Raw genomic sequence first — 15,670 nt, 5'->3', positions numbered from 1 at the left:
GTTTCTACTAAACCAAGGTATTGGATAAGGCCTGCTACGTCTTTTCCGCTCAGGTTCGTTAACGTATTGTCTAACGGCTGCTTCCCTGCCAGCTTATTGAGCATCGTCGTTGCAAAGTTGGGATCATTGCCTAATGCATCAGCTAACTCAGCCAGCGTATCCAGAGCTTCAGGGGATGAGCCAACTAACGCAGCGACCGCAGCCTGAACGTACTCAGTATTCGCAACTTGTTTGTTGCTTACACTTAAAGGCGGCGTGGGTACGGTTGGGATTCCCGTCAGCGCTGGGCTTTCCAGTGGGGCTTTAAGTTTCAAAATAGCGGTGAGCGTATTGAAGAAATCAGGATCATTGTTAATTGCAGCCGCAATTTTCTTCAACGTATCCAGACTCGCTGGCGCACCATCTACCAGTTCTTCAATCTGTTTTTCTGTTTCGTCACGCGCTGCTTTGACTGCTTTTTTTACCGCGTGAGATGATGCCGCAATATGATCGGCATCGCTGTCTATCTCGCTGCTTAGCGTAATACCAACCGTTTTATTCAGGCGGCGAGATACATCGATCATCTCTTCGGTAAGCTCTTGCGCGCCTGCAGGTACGGTAACGGTGCAAAGCTCCAACTGATTTTGACGAAGCGCGGTCCCTTCTTCCAGGAACTTAATTTCGGCCGCTTGAACTGCGGATTTACAGTTAACCTGATATGTTTCTTGTCCCAAAGCATAGGTTGCTTCAAGAACGACAATAACCTTTTTACCTGCGGTCACAGGCATAGTTACGTCAGCCTGTTGGCGAACCGTCATCTGGTAGTACTTATCGATGTTAATCGATGCGGTGCCGCCCTCTTCCCCTGATGAAATTTTTAAATTTAGTCCACCAGCCGGTGACGGTAAGAATCCACCATAAAAGCCGGGATTGACTATCCCTCTAAATTTTCGGTTAAGGGCCGCTGAGCTATACGGCTCGTTGAACTGCAGATCGCTAACGAGCGCCAGACTCGTCGCATCCGGGAACGACTTGATTGAGGAAACTACAACATCAGCAACCATTAGCTCACCATCGTATTGATTTCGGTGACCGTGACATATGATTTACCGAGGTAAAGGCTGTCCTGTTGGCAGCAAAGAACAAGACATGCTTTACCTAAGTTGTCGCAGACTACCAGGGTGTTAAAGGGATAGCTGACGTTCGCCTCCAGTTTCGAAGAGTCCAGCTCTGCGCGCAGCGTTATGATTCCCGAGTCGTATGACGTGAGGAATTTCTTGTTGGAGTTACCGCCAGGATCACCTTCTTTGGTCGACGTGGCCACCTGAGAAGTGAGGTCGGATAGATCAAAGTCTGCTGGGATATCAGCAATGTCATATATCCCTGAAGGATTGCTCGTAACGAGGCTTGAAGTGCCAAAAATGGCAGAGGTCAGCTCGAAGCGATCGCCGATGCCTATAGACGACTCTGCGCGGCGTTGGTAGTAATAATCCAGCAGTTTGACCTTAGATAGTTGGTCAGAAACATTCATTCAGATCCAGCTTCCTCATTAAGGCCCCGGCGCGTATTGCAAGCGGGCGCAGGGGCATGTTGATTCTTAATGCGAGTCTACTGAAAGTTACATTTAGCCTGGGTGCTGTTTTTCTTTCTTACCTGCCCTATTCGATGGGTTTATGGCTGCCTATATCCTCACGGTCGCGAAGCTTGGTAACGATATCAGGAGCCGGGGCCTCGAAATCGAGGTGATAAAGCGTATCGAGTACAGCGCCGTCATGACGGGTATGATCGAAACGTCTGATTCCTCCAGGTACGGTTGATGTAGGCTCAGCCATCAGCGGTGCCATTTCTGTGCCAACACTGACCAATACAGGTATGTCAGCGAGATCCTGACTGGAATAAACCATCTCGGACGTTGAATAGGCATGCCAGCCAATATCCGGCGTTTCATCGATATGCAGTTTCAGCATCAGCTGCATGCCATCGAAAACGATATGTAATGGCAGCAGCGGTTTAACCACTTGCTTAAATTTGTTCAGAGCTATTTCCGTCAGCTCTTCGGTAGTTTTGGCCTCACCTAATATCAGGATCAGCTTCTGCAGGTCGACGATCGACACGCTGATAACGCCGCGGCTCGTCATAAATAATTCCCCGAACGATTCACCAATCGAATTCAGGTCATTTTCAGCTATGAGCTGTGAGCCATAAGGGTATTTTTCAACGTCTACCGGCGCGAACAACGGTTGCCAGGTAACGGGAATCCCATTGAATTCACGATAGAACGTCTGGGTTATTGGCTGCGCTGTGCCCTTAAAGTGGATTTCGTCCAGTCGCTGCTGCAGTAACATGGGTTTACTGGAAGCATCAGATACTCGGATCGTGAAAAACTTGCCCATTTCACCGATACGGGTATCGAGGTCTTCATCTGCCATTGTGAAAAAGGATTTTCGGGCTGATATCCTGGAGAGAATGGGCTCCACGACCTCTTCGAAGATATCCTGGATGATGTCAGCAAGGCTGCCATACATCTCCGATACGCGTTTCGAGGGCGTAAGCTGGTTTTTGAACCAACCGGGTTTCATCAGTTATCCTCCGGCTCCGGGAAAGTAGAGTTTTCGACATCGAGGTAAACGAAATCGTTGAACCCGTTGGATTCCTGCATACCGTTTACCTCGATCTCGAATTTCGAGAAATAGCCCTGCTGGTCGATGAAGGACCAAAGATCCTTCACTTTGATCACCTCGTAGCTGCCTATGTCGTCGGGGTCGAAGTATTTTGAGTCTTTGCCGAAACGCGTTTCCAGAGCCTTTTTGAGTTCAGAAATCACGACGCTCAATGTCAGGTTGCTTGGAATAGTGCCCGAGAGCGTGATGGTGAATGGTTTTTCTGCGGCTTCGACGTAGACATAGCGCTTATTCAGCGGGTTTGGCACATTCTTCAGCGTTGTCATTATCAGTTCGCGGAGCTCCGCCTGGGTTTTCCCCGGGAACCAGCCAGAAATGAAGATCCGGTTGATGAACTTAAGATCCATTTTTCCCGCTATTTTTTCCTGCTGTTCCTCGCCCCAGGCCGCTAACCAGGTGGTGGCTGGCAGGTTTCGCTTCAGGTAAAACGTGTAGTCTTCTGACCAACACACCTGGTTGTCGTAGGACAGGTAATACATCGCCCGATTGCGAGTTGCTTCAATCGACTCAACATCGGTACCGCCGGTGATAGAGGTTTCCGTTTTCGCCGTGATGTAATCAGCCAGGAAAGCATGCTCGTTTGACGGGGTAAGGTCCTGGTTGGCCAGCAGGGTTATATCGCCATTGCTGCACCAGACCTTCAGTTTTATCGTCGCGCCAACGGGTAAGATCATGCCAATAGTGCCATCACCGAAGCGCACACCGAGCTGATCTGTTGGTTTGTAGAATTCGACATAGACTTTACTTGTCGATGTGGCCATGCGGAATTGAGTACTTTTGGTCCACTGAGTTTCAACGCCATCAATAGTGATCAGCACGTCGAGTTTGTAACAGACTTCAGTCAGCGCGCGACTGAGCAACACGTGATAAAAAGCCTTTTCTTCGGTGACAGTAGTAACGACATCAATAATTTCCATTTGGGTCAGACCAACCGTCGCCATCCCGCCTACCGGTACAGTAACGACATCATCAGTCATATACGGGTACTGGTCATCGGATAAGAAAGTTGTGTACTGAGGCAACGACATTGCTTGTGTCGAGGTGTTGGTGACTAGCGCCCTCCCCTTACTGGGAGTTACTCGCGTACCAACATAGTTCCTGTCTTCTGACGCCGCCAGTATGCTGGCGCGCTTTGTCGCTGTAGAGATGAAGCCCTCTGCTAACGATGCGGAAGCGAATTGCAGGCAGCGATATACCATTTGCCAGATAAGAGTGGCCAGCATGTTGACGAACTGAGAACCGGCGAACTGGGACCACCAGCTGTTACCGGCGATGAGCTTGTTAAGCTTATCTTTGATTGTTGAGAGATCGAGTGTTGCCATTATTTTGATACTCCTGAGCTGATAGTTCCCTCGGGAAGGCGAATAGAGATAATGGCAAGGTCAAATTCCTGGCCGGTAAGTGAAATGCCGTTGATCTTGAGCGAGGGTAAGTCTTCGGCCAGCTTTTGAAGGAGTTTGCTCTCTATTGCCACCTGAACATGGTCTGAACCGATGGGATCATGCTTGAACTCTGAAAGGATGTTTCCCCAACCCGGGCGGCCATAAATGGAGCCCATAGGGGTATCGATCCATTCTTTCAGCATGGCGGCCTTCGCTTCGAGTGGGGTGTCGTATGTCCGTAATCCTGTTGATGTGAGCGTCATCAGGTAGTCGATTTCGTTATTCATTGCTTACCCTGAGCGGTAAATTGAATTGCCTGAGTTGACCTGAGCCAACCTAATCCTGGTGTGATTGTATGGATAGTTACTTTTGGATTGTGCGGCTGAGCGGATTTCACGTGATTTAGCAGTGTGAGCAGATGCTATAAAGGCCCCGAAGGGCCTTTAGGATGATGCCGGTGTTAGTTATTCGCGACTGGATCCTTGATAGATAATGGAACGCTCGTTTTCGGGGCTGGCTGTGGCGTATTGGTTTTAGGATACCTATCTCTTAAGCTTTTGCCTTTTACATATACATATCAAAAAAACGATACCATATCTTATAAAACCCACCCTGATTTAGAAAAAAAACCACATTACGTGGCTTTAAAACCACGTAATGCGTTATACTAATGAGCCAGTAATTCCCACTAACGAACCGAAGGAGGCTACCATGACCAACTCAGTTGAAACTGTGCTTGATCGCTATTGGGACAAAATGTTGCCTGTCGATCCGTTAAAAATCGCCGAAGCGTGGGGAGCTCGTGTTAAAGCTCTGGAAGATTCAGACTTTAACAACGAAGGCTTAAGTGGTTTGGCTGTTATTAAAAACGGCGAGCCCCGTATCTATTTCGACTCGAACGAGCATCCTAACCGCCAGCGCTTTACCATCGCGCATGAGCTTGGACATCATGTGCTCGGGCATACAAAGGACGGTGAGTATCACCGCGATCGAGCGAGAGATTATTACACAGGTGCGCCGCTGTTCAGTGAGCGCCAGGCAAACCAGTTTGCTGCCGCTTTGTTAATGCCGCAGAATGCAATTCTGCATTACGTTGAACGTGTAGGCATTGAAAGCACGCTTGAATTAGCTAAGATTTTTAACGTATCTGAAGCCGCAATGCGATGGCGGCTGAAAGAAATCGGAGTGTTTGAATAATCTCCTTTTCTTAAACTGTTTATTGCAATATAAATCACCATCATACAAACAAAATGATGGTGATTTTTTTTATGGCTGATAATGATGACCGAGATGTAGATTTAGCCGCGCCGGGGGCTGGTGAAACGAATGAACCTCCCCAGCCAAGAAGGGAGTCAAACACAAGTTCTGGTAGTGACGGAGGAGGTCGCGGGCCATTACCTCCACCAGAATTGCTTCTCTATCATGAATCTGAATATTTTAAACGATCGCGTCACGATGCTTATGAACGTAGGTGGACGCGTCTCATTATGTACACAGTCGTGATGCTCTTTGCGGTGCTATTTCTTGCTTCAGGGCTGAGTTTTGCCTTAAAAGTAGGTGATGGATTACTTACAGCCAAACAAACTATTGTAAAGGCTCTTACCAGCGACAGATTAAATGAGTGCGTTGTTCCTCTGAAGTGCATTACTGAAGATGTGAAAGCTACGCCGCCTGCTGCTGAACAAGCTAGGAATTCCGCCATTACAGCTAACCTTAACGCTGATTGGCTATCTGCCAGCTCACTGATTGCCATCGTGGCGTTTATCCTTGGTGTCGGATTAACTTTAATCCTAACGCTACTAAAAGCGACTTATCAACATCCAACCGATAAGGATATCAAGCGTAGCGAAGATAGTTCGACGACAGAGCTTGCTACACCATTAAGCCAGTTGTTTGAACGAGCGATAGGTTACCTTAAAGAGAAATTCTCAAAGTAAAACATCCTGATATTCTTCTCGCGCTGAATAACGAGGATATAAGCGTATCTGATAAATATAGAAAAGCCGCCTATTTTTGTAGGCGGCTTCATAGCTAATTGTTAGCGACTTCGTTTATCAGTGGGTCCTCGATAGATAATGGAACGCTCGTTCTTGGGGCTGGTTGTGGCGTATTGGCTTTAGGTGAGCTATCTCCTGTTTTCTCGGCCGTATCTTTAGTGTGGCCAGCTATTTCATCCAGGCGTTTAAGGATCATGTCCCAGGTCTTCGTAAGCGATTTTGGTAATGCCACTTCGTTAGCGACATTCACTGTCGGTTTCATCTGGCTTGCTGTCATATCCTTAACAGACGGAATTTTTGACGGTATGGCCATCGCTGCCGGTTGCACGTTCTGTTTGGATGGTGTCGCTTTTGCAGGTGCAATGCCTAATTGCATATCCTGAATTTCAGAGGCTGACGCCTGGTGACGCAATCCCTCAGCATTAGCAATTTTATCCCCGCCATACTCACTGATGATCTTCCCTATGAACTCACCGCCAGGGATATCTTTTAGCGACTGACTATCTGTAGGGAGTTTTGCCCGGGAGAACATTGAGCCAGTGGCTACGGCAGTGGCCTGCGCTGTGGCTTCTTTTGCCTCCTGAACTTTTTGCTGACTCTGTGGTGTTTGGCCACTTTGCAACGCAAGAATTTCGGCCGCGGAAATCTGGTGACGGTTGCCCTCGGCATTACGAATATTATCTCCACCAAGCTTATCAACGACGGCTCCGATTGGCGTATCGCCGATAAGTGATTTTGCTCCCGCTTCGTCTGTAGGTAACTTACCGGGGGTAAATAGAGGATTATTCCCAGTGGAAGCAACGGGCTGAACCTGTTGAGCTGGTGCTTGCTGTGTGGGATCAGTTGTAGCTGCAGCTACAGTGCTATCGTTGGCGCCAGTCGCCTGAGCATAGTTAATTGCTGTGGATGGTGCAGCCGCGCCAGCCGCCTGCATCGCTGCAAATACTTTAGGTGCGTACTCGCGGGTTTCCTTTGGTGCAGCCCCCATGCCCTTACGCTGGATATTACCTTCGCCCCAGTTGTAGGCAGAAAGCGCCAGGCCAACATCTCCGTTATAAAGCTTAACCAGGCCGCTGAGTTTTTTAGCTGCAGCAGCTGCTGACTTATCAGGGTCGTAAACGTCCTCACCAATTAGGCCGTATTCTGCAGCAGTTTTTGGCATAAACTGGAACATGCCTTTAGCGCCAGCACGTGAAACAGCTCCATTATCTCCGCCTGATTCAGTTGTCGCTACAGCTCTCAACAATCCCGGAGGTAATCCGTGCTGCTGTTCGAGTGCGGCGAACTTGCCAGCCATAGTATCCAGCTGCATCTTGCCGGTCGACGACGGCCTTGGGACCTTAATATCGCCTACAGCGACCGGGCCGTTATTCGGTTTACCTGTGAATATCTGGCGAGTAGCTGAAACTCCGTTGTCCACCAGCCGGTTAATAGCATCGATGGTATCTGATGCACCCTTCTTAACGGTTTCGACGAGAGTCTTGTTGCGCTCATCGGCATTTTTATCTGAATTAGTTATCCCGATAGCATCAGTTACTGACTTAACTACAGAGATTGAATCCCCTACCCCTTTATCAATCAGTTTGGCGATATCTGAGGTGTCAAAGTCCAGTGCTTTGGCAACACCGTCCAGACCGATCGCACTGGCACCGGATGACAGAAGGCCAGCAGCACCTGATACAAGTCCTCCCATATCCAGAATATTGGCAGCGGTGTACTCAGTTTTTTGGCGTGCAGATACCTTCTGATCTGGTTCCAGGCCGAAGGTATTTTGCTGGGCTTCCGTATCTCGCCAACCGGAAACAGCATCAATACCAGCACCAACTAATGGTCCCAATATGGGGATAGACCTGAGCGCTACCTTTCCCGCTGATTTTGCAGCAACTGTAGCCCCAGCCTTAACCGCTAATTTCTCCCCGCCCTCTTCCGCAGCTTTTAACGCGCCCTTTTCAACTGCCTTACTTGTCCCTTCTTTCGCAATTGCAGTCGCCTCTTTACTGGCAACCTTTTCTGTTTTAGCTGCTGTAGAGGCCTCTTTCGCTACCGTTTTTTCTGCCGGTTTAGCCCGTCCAGGTTCTTCCTTCGCTACTTTATTCTCGGTAGTTTTCTTTGGGGCTTCTTTGCCCTCACTCTTGTCTGCAGCATTAAGGTGGTCCATTGCCTCAGAAGCTGCATAGCCGGTTGCTGCGGTGGCTGTTACGCCTGTCGCTATCTGTACTCCTTTGTTTCTAAATAATTTATTTAGTAAACCTGGCTTCTTCGGTTTCTTTGGTGCGCGGGGTTTCTTTTTCTTGCCGTGACGACCGTTACCATCGGGCAAACTGCCATCGGCAACATCAGACAGTGTGCCTGCTGCACGGCTCCTGGTTGCCAGCGCAATGACTTCAAGAAGGATTTTTTTACCCAGCGTAAACGCCGATTTCATGACGGCGGCCGCTACTATGAATGGCGCAGTTATAACCGCACCGAGTAGTTTTCCAACGGTCTTTATTGGCTTGATGAACGCTTTGCCGAACAAGGCTCCCATCGTGCCCCAGATACCCTTACCGCCATTGCCGCCGCCCTGCTTATCGACCAGTTCATCGAGACGGTCAATAATTTCTTTATTGCCTTCCTTAATCTGTTCCGTCTGCTTTTCGGTTGCGTCGACCTGCTGTTTCTGGACCTGACGTTCTATAACATTTTTGCTGCCGTCTTTTTCTTTTCTGGAGAATGCCCGGCGCAATAAACTTGGTTTCTTCTGCCCTTCGTCGTCTTCACCCTCACCCGCGAGAAAGTCTTTCATCTTTTTCCCGGTATCGAGAGTCCCACCGCCGACATTTTTAGCCATTGAGTAGACTTCATGACCGGCTTTCCAGAATGAGCCGCCCGCAGCCGTCCCTGCTGCATTTGTGGAGTCCGCTTCCATGGGGTCGCCCAGTTCGGACATCATCTTCCCTACCCGGGTTAAAAGAGCATTTTCTTTTCGGTCATTCTCTTCCTGGGCCTGGTCTCGGCGCTGGCGGCTACGCGCCTCCTTATCGTCATTTACTTTGTCTTTAGAGGTAAACCGCCCTTTTTGGTCGCGTGTCGCTTCCTGGCGTACTGGTGAACGTAATAACTTCAGCGCGTTCTCACCATCCTGTTTTAAGTTTGTCGAATGGTTGTTATCTGATTGCTCTTTGGTTGGTCTGTCGGTTTTTACTGAGTTTTCTGCTTTTTGGTTGGTTATTGGTTGTTGAATGGTTGTTTTTTGTTTCTCTTTCTGAGGTTTAACCTCAGTTGATTGGTTTTTTTGATTTATGTCTCTCTTATGGTTGTCATTTGCTTGGGTTTTGCCTTTTCTGCGCCTTACCGCATCTTGCTGAGCCTTTCTCTGCTGGTTCAATACAACACTTCGTGGAATATTCGTATCTGGCGCTGGTGCTGTGGTACTGGCTCCATTCTTCGCCAGCCCCTCGGACAGGCTTTTCTCGATGCGTGCAAGTACGGCCAACTCCTTAGAGCTGGCGCCATCAACCGAGTCGATTACTTCTTTAAAGCCGGGTATCTCTGGCTTATCCCCGTTCATACTGCCTCCGGTTTGGGGGTTGGTTTACCTCACGGAGTGTATTGAAAGTTACATCCCAACCCGTCACATTGGCTTGCTGGGCTGCACTGTATTGACAGATACCTAAAGTATGTCCCTTGGCTTTCCATTAGACGTATTAAGTACATCCTTAATACATCCATGGTGCATCTTCAGGATGCCGTGAAATTGACGACTTTTACTGGGCTTAAGCCGATAATCTTTCTGTGATAACGGTTTTATGTGGGATGTACTAAGGATTTACTATGGATATCTAACAAAAACACGATGGATGCCTGTTGTACGCATCATGGATTTATGTAGTATGTACATGGGAAATCAACTAATAAAGCGAGTGTGATAATGGCAATTTACGCTATAGCCCATAACAAAGGCGGCGCGGGTAAGACCACCAGCTCGGTGCATATCCTCGGCGAGCTAGGGGCTGATGAAGTATTGGACCTCGATATTCATACCGGCATTTCTGTTATCAATACCCTACGGCCAGACGATAAAAAATGGTCTGTTACGGTCGTTAAGAGCAAAGAGGAACTGCTGCAGCTACTGGAGCAGTTCGACGGTGAAGGTAAAGACGTCTTTATCGACTGCGGTGGTTTTGACTCTGATTTGAGCCGTACAGCCGTCGCTGTCGCCGACCTGGTTATTGTCCCTGCAAACGACAGCGTTCCTGAGCAAATTGGGCTGGTTACGTTCGATCAGACGCTTGAGGAAGTAAGTCAGCAAATGGGTAAAGACATCCAGGCCTATCTGCTGCTTTGTAAAACTCACCCTAACCAGAAGAACTTCGCTAAGTTGGATGATGTGCTATCCAACATGAAGCACATTAAGCAGCTTGAATCCAAATTGCCGTGGCGTACCGGCCAGCATGGTTTTCAGGATAGCCTGTCCTTTGGGTTGGGTATTACCGAGATCAAACATGGCCGCAGCTCGACCGCCGGTAAGGAAGTTGTTGCCCTGGTTAAAGAACTGAAGGCTTTAGTCAAAGAAAACATGGCTGATTGATAGGATGTATTAAGTACATCCATTGTGCATCCTTTGTGTGTATAATAGATTTACATTAGATGTATTTTGAGAATCTTTGAGGTATCCGTAATGGCTGATAAAAAATCGATATTTGATGCCGTCAGAAACAACAACGTCGGCGGTGATGCCAAACTGAAAGTAAACCAAGCGGCAGCTCCAGCGACGGAACGCAGAACCCGCGCGAAGACCATTAAGGCCATAAATGAAGAACTCTTCGAAGCTCACGCGCGACTGGTTAAGAAGAATAAGACGAACCTGGACGTGTCCAACTACATGAAAGAGGCCTTTCGTGAAAAGCTGGAGCGAGACGGGGCGTTTGAAGAATAACATCAAGTAATCCATAAGGCATACATTGAACCTCCTTTGAATGCCTTATGGATTTCCTTTATACATCCCTTGTATATCCTTTGTATTTCCTATCTTTTCCTCGGATTGTTCTTCGCATATAGCGCATCAGCAAAACGTAACGCATCATCAACTGACATGCGCAGTATATCGCCGCGCGGTTGCGGGCCATATAACGCCAGGTTGGAGACTAATGTCTGCAAGGAGTCCAGTCCCAAGGTTTGGAATGAAGAGTGAATTCCGAAATCGGGTCAGCAGGCGCGTAGTAGGGCGTTCTGCTGACTCCTTATATTTCTCTGAGGTGCATTGGTGTGGCGGCAACACAAGGTCCGATTCGCCTTTGTCGAAACGAATATAGAGGCCGTGCTGCAGCTCTTGCTGCATGATTTTGATGTTGGCGGCCAGCTGCATTAATTCGGTGCCGACTGACATCTGGCCAATGAGTTCGAAACGAGTTTGCGCGGACGTATCAAAGTCAGGTTCGAGGTCATACACGAGTTTTGCCTGGTACGTCAGCTCCCATTTACGCAGTTGGGTTATCGCCTGTTTGTACTCATCCTGTTTGCTGGTAGGGGGGAGGGCGGCGCGCATAATTTCAAGGCGCTCCATCGCGTAACCGTCCAGAGGTGACAGCGACCATTCATAGGGTTTTCCATCGACAGGTATCGTAACCTCCCGGTATGGCTGAGTAGTTAACACGCTCAAGTCTTTAGTCAGTTTGAAGACGTCGCAGTTATACCAGTGGTCCTCTCCGCAATGTTGGCAGGTGTAACAGAAGTCGATCACTGTATCAGCGCGTGAGTTAATGAATATCCACCATAACGCAGTTCGCCGGTCGCTGGCCGTCCACGTCCGGCAGTCGGAAAAGTTTTCTTTCTCCTGCAACATGTTCAGGTATTCGGTAGTGTCACGTTCTTCCGTCGCTTCGGTTGATTTACAGAAGTAGATGGCATCGTCGACTGTTGGCCCTCTGAACGCGATATGTTTACGCGGGCGGGAGGGTAGGGGAAAGGCAGGGATTAACAAGTTTTACTCCTATACCTGCGGAAGGAAAATATCGGAGAAATCACCGAATGTTTTCCGTTGAACGAATGAGAGGGGAAACGACATATACTCGCTGACCTGATCTTTCGAAAAGGTCATTTCACCGCATTGTGTCGGGATGACGCTGAGTGATTCCATCAGTGTTGGTACGCCGGTGGTCTGCAGCCTGTATATGCGAATATCCATTAGATAGGCCGACTGAAGGTTTATCGTTCCGTCATCGTTAATGACGTTCGCCAGGCAGCTTTTAAACGTGTCATAGATAAGACCGGCATTGGTGTCACGGACCACCATGGAAATGGGCTGTGCCGTCCTGGCAATTGGCTGGTTATACTCATTTGCCCCGAACCGCTTAGGCTCCGTCTCGATGGTGTATGTGCCCCAGGTGATGTCCTTCATGAAGAAATCTATCCCCATGCCGCCAATACCATCCACTTCAACGGCAAACATCCATCCCTGAGCAAACAGGATTTTGTTCAGCGCCAATGCTGTGAGCTTGTTTATCTGGGCCTCGCCAAGACCGGCGGCGAACATAAACGACGGCAGCGCGCCAACCATCGACTTTGCCGCAGTGGCGATCAAATCACTTACGGCCATCAGTTAGCCCCAGCTTGAGAAAACGGAAATAGCCTGCGGGATAGCACCGCGCGTCGACATTTCGTTTTCCAGGTCTGTTCTACGCTGCACGAGTGCTGCTTCGTCCGGGATGTTTGAGGCATCAAGCTTACCCGCTATGGAGACGCGGCGATCGAGCTCTGAGTTGGGAATGGCGATAAGGATCTCCAGGTAATCCTTAATGATGCCCACGGCCACCGGCGGAACGGTTCCTTTATCGAGGTCTAATTCCGACAGGTGAACGAGGTATTCCATCCGGAGTGGATACTTAAGGTACTGGTCAGTGCTTATCTCGACGGTACTGTTGAAAACGTCGCAAGATACGTAATTGCCGGTCGCATCTTTGACGACCACCAGCTCAAGATAGTCGTCAGGGCAGGGGATGCTGGTCCCTTCCTTTATCTGAATAGCTTTTATGAATCCAGCGCGGTCCTGGTACTCTGTCAGTGCCTTAATGAGCAGAGAGTCGAGCAGGTCTTTTTGGTTTTCAACCAAGAGGGTGAGGAAGCGTTTCTTCACTTCCTCCAGTAGTTCGCGAGGTGTGGCCATAGTGCCTCCTGTTTAAAGGCACTATGTTAGGGAAAGTTACATCTGAGGTGGCTAAAGAGCTGTTCTTTTACTTCTTTGTTTCCTTAACAATTTTGTGTTTCTTTAATACCCTTAACAGAGCTTGTCCGCGATAGTGCTCGAATATGCCTAATTGATCTGCATGTTCAAATAATTTAATGAAATCTTCTGGCGAGTTGATCCTATGATGATCGTAATATAATTCATCAACTTTTTTAAGAAACTGGTCAAAATTATCTTTTTGTATTTGACGTGCTGCAATATCTTGTACTAATTGATCGTGCTGACTCCTTACAGTATTTAAAGAACCTCTGGCACGCATCAGTCGGCGCACTTGTTTCTGTTGCTCATTAGATACGCGCATTTTAAATATAGCCCATATCTTGTTACCGAAGCTCGTACTATCCTGTTTGATGCTATTAAATAACCCCATGTAAAGATTATATATGGCAACTATGATAGGCATTACGAATGCAGCTGCCATTCCATAAATGATGGGCATCCACAGAAATCTGTAAGCGAAATCTTTTTGTGCATAGATATATATCAAAGTTAACTCAATATCGTTTTTTGACTTAATTATTAAGACAATATTTTCCCAGTTAACGATAAGGAATGAGGCTATTACATATCCATAAAAACCATCTTTAAAACGTTCTGGAGTATTATTTGCTAAAAATTCAATTACTCCATTACCCGCTTCCTTTGTACTCACTTTGTCCCTCCATTCTGATTGTGCAAAACACTCATTCGATAGCTAAGGCGCTGAATCGGTATCTACTTCTGTCATAAGTAAAAACCCGCCGAAGCGGGTTGTTATGATTATGCAGCAAGTATGTGCTGTATGCCTAAAAACATTGGAACAGCGCCATAGGCATTTGGCGGTTCCGGCAACTGGACGAACCCCAACCGCGCATAGAAATTTATGGCATCAGGGTCGGCGTCCAGGTAAACACCTTTGATTGGTAATGACTGGTGAATGACTTTGACGTGCTCGAAAAAATCGCAAAGCAAATCTTGGCCATAACCTTTCTTCTGGTAGTTGGATGCTATTCCAAGCATTACCAATCTCACGACACCGATTTCAGAGGGCAGGGAGCCATGCAGAACACCGGCAACGCGCTGTCGTTCGAGTGAGTACGCTGTGAATGTACACACACCGATAAGCTCACCGCTTTCAGAGTTGATAAGGGCTTTCGCGGCGCAATCGCCGTTGGCCACACTTCTCTTTAGCGAAGAGCGTACAAATTTGTCGATTACGGGATTACCGCACTCGAAGTGCTTCTGACTTTTATAGGTGATGTCTGCTTGATAGTTGCAGGACATCACCTGATTCACTTCATCACTACTGTCATGCTGATCGGCCATGCTGGTTTTTCCTTCTCATTAACGCTTGTAAAGCGAGCGTAGGCTGAGCAGGTTCAGACATGAGCTGATTCATTAATTCCCAACTCTGGTTCGAAAGCTGTCGGCGGCGCTGGTTGTCCAGTACACTTTCAGCTCGTTCCATCGCAGCACTGAGAATGAATGCACTCAGATCTAATCCCACAGCTTCAGCTGCTTCGCGAAGCACGTTTTTGGCGTCCGGGCTGGTTTTTAATTCAACCCTTGCGTTTTTCAGTGCTTTTTCAGCACTAGGCAGTGTTGCTACTTGATTTGACATAATTGAACTCCTGTTGAGTATTTGATGAACCTCCTTTGTTAGTTATAAATGGGCCGGACAGGGGGCTGCGGTACCTACTTGAGGTTTTTCCATTTTTTAAGCTCCGCTTTTGTTTTAGTTGTTATCTAAACTCAATACACATTAGATTATTTGCATTTAAAGACGGCTATTAGCCGTATGCTCAATCTATACTCAATTACTCCTCTCGTCAACTGGTACGGCTATCAGCCGTATGTAAAAAGCAATAAAAAACCCGCCGAAGCGGGTTATCTGCACATCCTCGATAGCGTTATCGAGTTGATTACTCGATAAAGTTATAGATGATACGCAGGTTAGGGCGCACCATGGCGGTGACGTCTTCGGTCGAGAGGTCGGTGCCATCCATGTAGATTTTGCAGTCGTACAGGTTGACCTTCAGAGAGTCCGGAGACTTACCACCCAGTGATTCCGGGGTGGCTTCAACACGAACATCGAAGTAGCTTTTGTTTTTCACCGCGTCCACGATGAATTTCAAAACAGGGCCCTGGATGGTCTCAACAACCTGGCATGGCATCTCACCCCAGTTACGGACCGGACCGTGCTGGTTGAACTTCATGCCATTAGGACCGAAATCTTCGACATCTTCACGAGTGCGCTCAGGGAACTGGGTGGTACGGAACAATACAGAAAGATGCTCAGCACCGATGATCGTTAACTTAAACTCGGAGCCATTGAGCTTTTCACCCATTGAGCGGTTGGCAATGTATTGTTCCTTCAGGAACGCAACGTTGCCAACGGCATTAGCATGACCAGGCATAAGGTATTTT

General features: G+C 48.0%; 16 protein-coding genes and 1 pseudogene. 4 read left to right on the top strand and 13 right to left on the bottom strand.

The window, feature by feature from the left end:
- The 5 genes and pseudogenes from OGY15_RS00750 to OGY15_RS00730 form a co-directional block, all read right to left on the bottom strand.
- Positions 1–1,043, bottom strand: a pseudogene (locus OGY15_RS00750) (hypothetical protein); the annotation flags it as partial.
- On the bottom strand, positions 1,043–1,510 hold the full coding sequence (locus tag OGY15_RS00745; RefSeq protein ID WP_071667140.1) for a hypothetical protein: 468 nt from the start codon (positions 1,508–1,510) through the stop codon (positions 1,043–1,045). The pseudogene OGY15_RS00750 and the gene OGY15_RS00745, both read right to left, overlap by 1 nt.
- Before the next feature lie 127 nt (positions 1,511–1,637).
- Positions 1,638–2,558, bottom strand: a complete 921-nt coding sequence (locus OGY15_RS00740) for a phage tail protein (RefSeq protein ID WP_286537420.1) — start codon at positions 2,556–2,558, stop codon at positions 1,638–1,640.
- Positions 2,558–3,982 carry a baseplate J/gp47 family protein gene (locus tag OGY15_RS00735; protein ID WP_286537418.1) on the bottom strand — a complete coding sequence of 475 codons (1,425 nt, stop codon included), beginning with the start codon at positions 3,980–3,982 and terminating at the stop codon, positions 2,558–2,560. The genes OGY15_RS00740 and OGY15_RS00735 overlap by 1 nt, the downstream gene beginning before the upstream one ends.
- Positions 3,982–4,329 carry a hypothetical protein gene (locus OGY15_RS00730; RefSeq protein ID WP_071667143.1) on the bottom strand — a complete coding sequence of 116 codons (348 nt, stop codon included), beginning with the start codon at positions 4,327–4,329 and terminating at the stop codon, positions 3,982–3,984. Before OGY15_RS00730 ends, OGY15_RS00735 begins: the two co-directional genes overlap by 1 nt.
- 424 nt (positions 4,330–4,753) lie before the next feature.
- On the opposite strand from OGY15_RS00730, the gene OGY15_RS00725 reads away from it, so the two are divergent.
- Together OGY15_RS00725 and OGY15_RS00720 are read left to right on the top strand one after the other, a co-directional pair.
- Entirely contained in the window at positions 4,754–5,239 is a 486-nt protein-coding gene (locus tag OGY15_RS00725) for an ImmA/IrrE family metallo-endopeptidase (RefSeq protein WP_185656585.1), read from the top strand.
- A gap of 71 nt (positions 5,240–5,310) precedes the next feature.
- On the top strand, positions 5,311–5,979 hold the full coding sequence (locus tag OGY15_RS00720; protein ID WP_286537410.1) for a hypothetical protein: 669 nt from the start codon (positions 5,311–5,313) through the stop codon (positions 5,977–5,979).
- Positions 5,980–6,073: 94 nt separating this feature from the next.
- Here the strand turns inward: OGY15_RS00720 and OGY15_RS00715 are convergent, their stop codons facing one another.
- Entirely contained in the window at positions 6,074–9,589 is a 3,516-nt protein-coding gene (locus tag OGY15_RS00715) for a transglycosylase SLT domain-containing protein (protein WP_286537408.1), read from the bottom strand.
- Positions 9,590–9,949: 360 nt separating this feature from the next.
- Between OGY15_RS00715 and OGY15_RS00710 the strand changes: the two genes are divergently transcribed.
- Both OGY15_RS00710 and OGY15_RS00705 read left to right on the top strand, forming a co-directional pair.
- Positions 9,950–10,609: a ParA family protein gene (locus tag OGY15_RS00710; protein WP_071667145.1), complete on the top strand. Its 660-nt coding sequence runs from the start codon at positions 9,950–9,952 to the stop codon at positions 10,607–10,609.
- Positions 10,610–10,699: 90 nt separating this feature from the next.
- Complete coding sequence (locus OGY15_RS00705) at positions 10,700–10,957, top strand: chaperonin (RefSeq protein ID WP_286537406.1); 258 nt, start codon at positions 10,700–10,702, stop codon at positions 10,955–10,957.
- A gap of 147 nt (positions 10,958–11,104) precedes the next feature.
- Here OGY15_RS00705 and OGY15_RS00700 read toward each other — a convergent pair whose 3' ends face one another.
- The 7 genes from OGY15_RS00700 to OGY15_RS00670 all read right to left on the bottom strand — a co-directional run bounded on the left by OGY15_RS00700 (position 11,105) and on the right by OGY15_RS00670 (position 15,660).
- Positions 11,105–12,001 carry a morphogenetic protein gene (locus OGY15_RS00700; RefSeq protein WP_286537404.1) on the bottom strand — a complete coding sequence of 299 codons (897 nt, stop codon included), beginning with the start codon at positions 11,999–12,001 and terminating at the stop codon, positions 11,105–11,107.
- Positions 12,002–12,010: 9 nt separating this feature from the next.
- Positions 12,011–12,616: a phage tail protein gene (locus tag OGY15_RS00695; protein ID WP_185656589.1), complete on the bottom strand. Its 606-nt coding sequence runs from the start codon at positions 12,614–12,616 to the stop codon at positions 12,011–12,013.
- Between the two features lie 3 nt (positions 12,617–12,619).
- Complete coding sequence (locus tag OGY15_RS00690; protein WP_213733763.1) at positions 12,620–13,183, bottom strand: hypothetical protein; 564 nt, start codon at positions 13,181–13,183, stop codon at positions 12,620–12,622.
- A gap of 67 nt (positions 13,184–13,250) precedes the next feature.
- Positions 13,251–13,916 (bottom strand): hypothetical protein, encoded by a 666-nt coding sequence (locus OGY15_RS00685; RefSeq protein ID WP_213733762.1) that lies wholly within the window; start codon positions 13,914–13,916, stop codon positions 13,251–13,253.
- A 107-nt stretch (positions 13,917–14,023) separates the two neighbouring features.
- Entirely contained in the window at positions 14,024–14,569 is a 546-nt protein-coding gene (locus tag OGY15_RS00680; protein WP_286537398.1) for a GNAT family N-acetyltransferase, read from the bottom strand.
- Positions 14,553–14,864 carry a type II toxin-antitoxin system TacA family antitoxin gene (locus OGY15_RS00675; protein WP_286537397.1) on the bottom strand — a complete coding sequence of 104 codons (312 nt, stop codon included), beginning with the start codon at positions 14,862–14,864 and terminating at the stop codon, positions 14,553–14,555. Before OGY15_RS00675 ends, OGY15_RS00680 begins: the two co-directional genes overlap by 17 nt.
- A gap of 301 nt (positions 14,865–15,165) precedes the next feature.
- On the bottom strand, positions 15,166–15,660 hold the full coding sequence (locus OGY15_RS00670) for a baseplate protein (RefSeq protein ID WP_181553334.1): 495 nt from the start codon (positions 15,658–15,660) through the stop codon (positions 15,166–15,168).
- Positions 15,661–15,670: the final 10 nt, after the last annotated feature.

Origin of the sequence: Citrobacter sp. Cu231, from assembly GCF_030332265.1 — a bacterium.
GTDB lineage: Bacteria > Pseudomonadota > Gammaproteobacteria > Enterobacterales > Enterobacteriaceae > Citrobacter > Citrobacter meridianamericanus.
The sequence above is the reverse complement of the archived record's forward strand: the minus strand, read 5'-3'. Positions and strand labels throughout refer to the sequence as shown.

What these genes read in the sequence shown, in the direction of transcription:
- OGY15_RS00745 (WP_071667140.1), bottom strand. Translation starts at nt 1,510, where the DNA reads ATGAATGTTTCTGACCAACTATCTAAGGTCAAACTGCTGGATTATTAC.
- OGY15_RS00740 (WP_286537420.1), bottom strand. Translation starts at nt 2,558, where the DNA reads ATGAAACCCGGTTGGTTCAAAAACCAGCTTACGCCCTCGAAACGCGTA.
- OGY15_RS00735 (WP_286537418.1), bottom strand. Translation starts at nt 3,982, where the DNA reads ATGGCAACACTCGATCTCTCAACAATCAAAGATAAGCTTAACAAGCTC.
- OGY15_RS00730 (WP_071667143.1), bottom strand. Translation starts at nt 4,329, where the DNA reads ATGAATAACGAAATCGACTACCTGATGACGCTCACATCAACAGGATTA.
- OGY15_RS00725 (WP_185656585.1), top strand. Translation starts at nt 4,754, where the DNA reads ATGACCAACTCAGTTGAAACTGTGCTTGATCGCTATTGGGACAAAATG.
- OGY15_RS00720 (WP_286537410.1), top strand. Translation starts at nt 5,311, where the DNA reads ATGGCTGATAATGATGACCGAGATGTAGATTTAGCCGCGCCGGGGGCT.
- OGY15_RS00715 (WP_286537408.1), bottom strand. Translation starts at nt 9,589, where the DNA reads ATGAACGGGGATAAGCCAGAGATACCCGGCTTTAAAGAAGTAATCGAC.
- OGY15_RS00710 (WP_071667145.1), top strand. Translation starts at nt 9,950, where the DNA reads ATGGCAATTTACGCTATAGCCCATAACAAAGGCGGCGCGGGTAAGACC.
- OGY15_RS00705 (WP_286537406.1), top strand. Translation starts at nt 10,700, where the DNA reads ATGGCTGATAAAAAATCGATATTTGATGCCGTCAGAAACAACAACGTC.
- OGY15_RS00695 (WP_185656589.1), bottom strand. Translation starts at nt 12,616, where the DNA reads ATGGCCGTAAGTGATTTGATCGCCACTGCGGCAAAGTCGATGGTTGGC.
- OGY15_RS00690 (WP_213733763.1), bottom strand. Translation starts at nt 13,183, where the DNA reads ATGGCCACACCTCGCGAACTACTGGAGGAAGTGAAGAAACGCTTCCTC.
- OGY15_RS00680 (WP_286537398.1), bottom strand. Translation starts at nt 14,569, where the DNA reads ATGGCCGATCAGCATGACAGTAGTGATGAAGTGAATCAGGTGATGTCC.
- OGY15_RS00675 (WP_286537397.1), bottom strand. Translation starts at nt 14,864, where the DNA reads ATGTCAAATCAAGTAGCAACACTGCCTAGTGCTGAAAAAGCACTGAAA.
- OGY15_RS00670 (WP_181553334.1), bottom strand. Translation starts at nt 15,660, where the DNA reads ATGCCTGGTCATGCTAATGCCGTTGGCAACGTTGCGTTCCTGAAGGAA.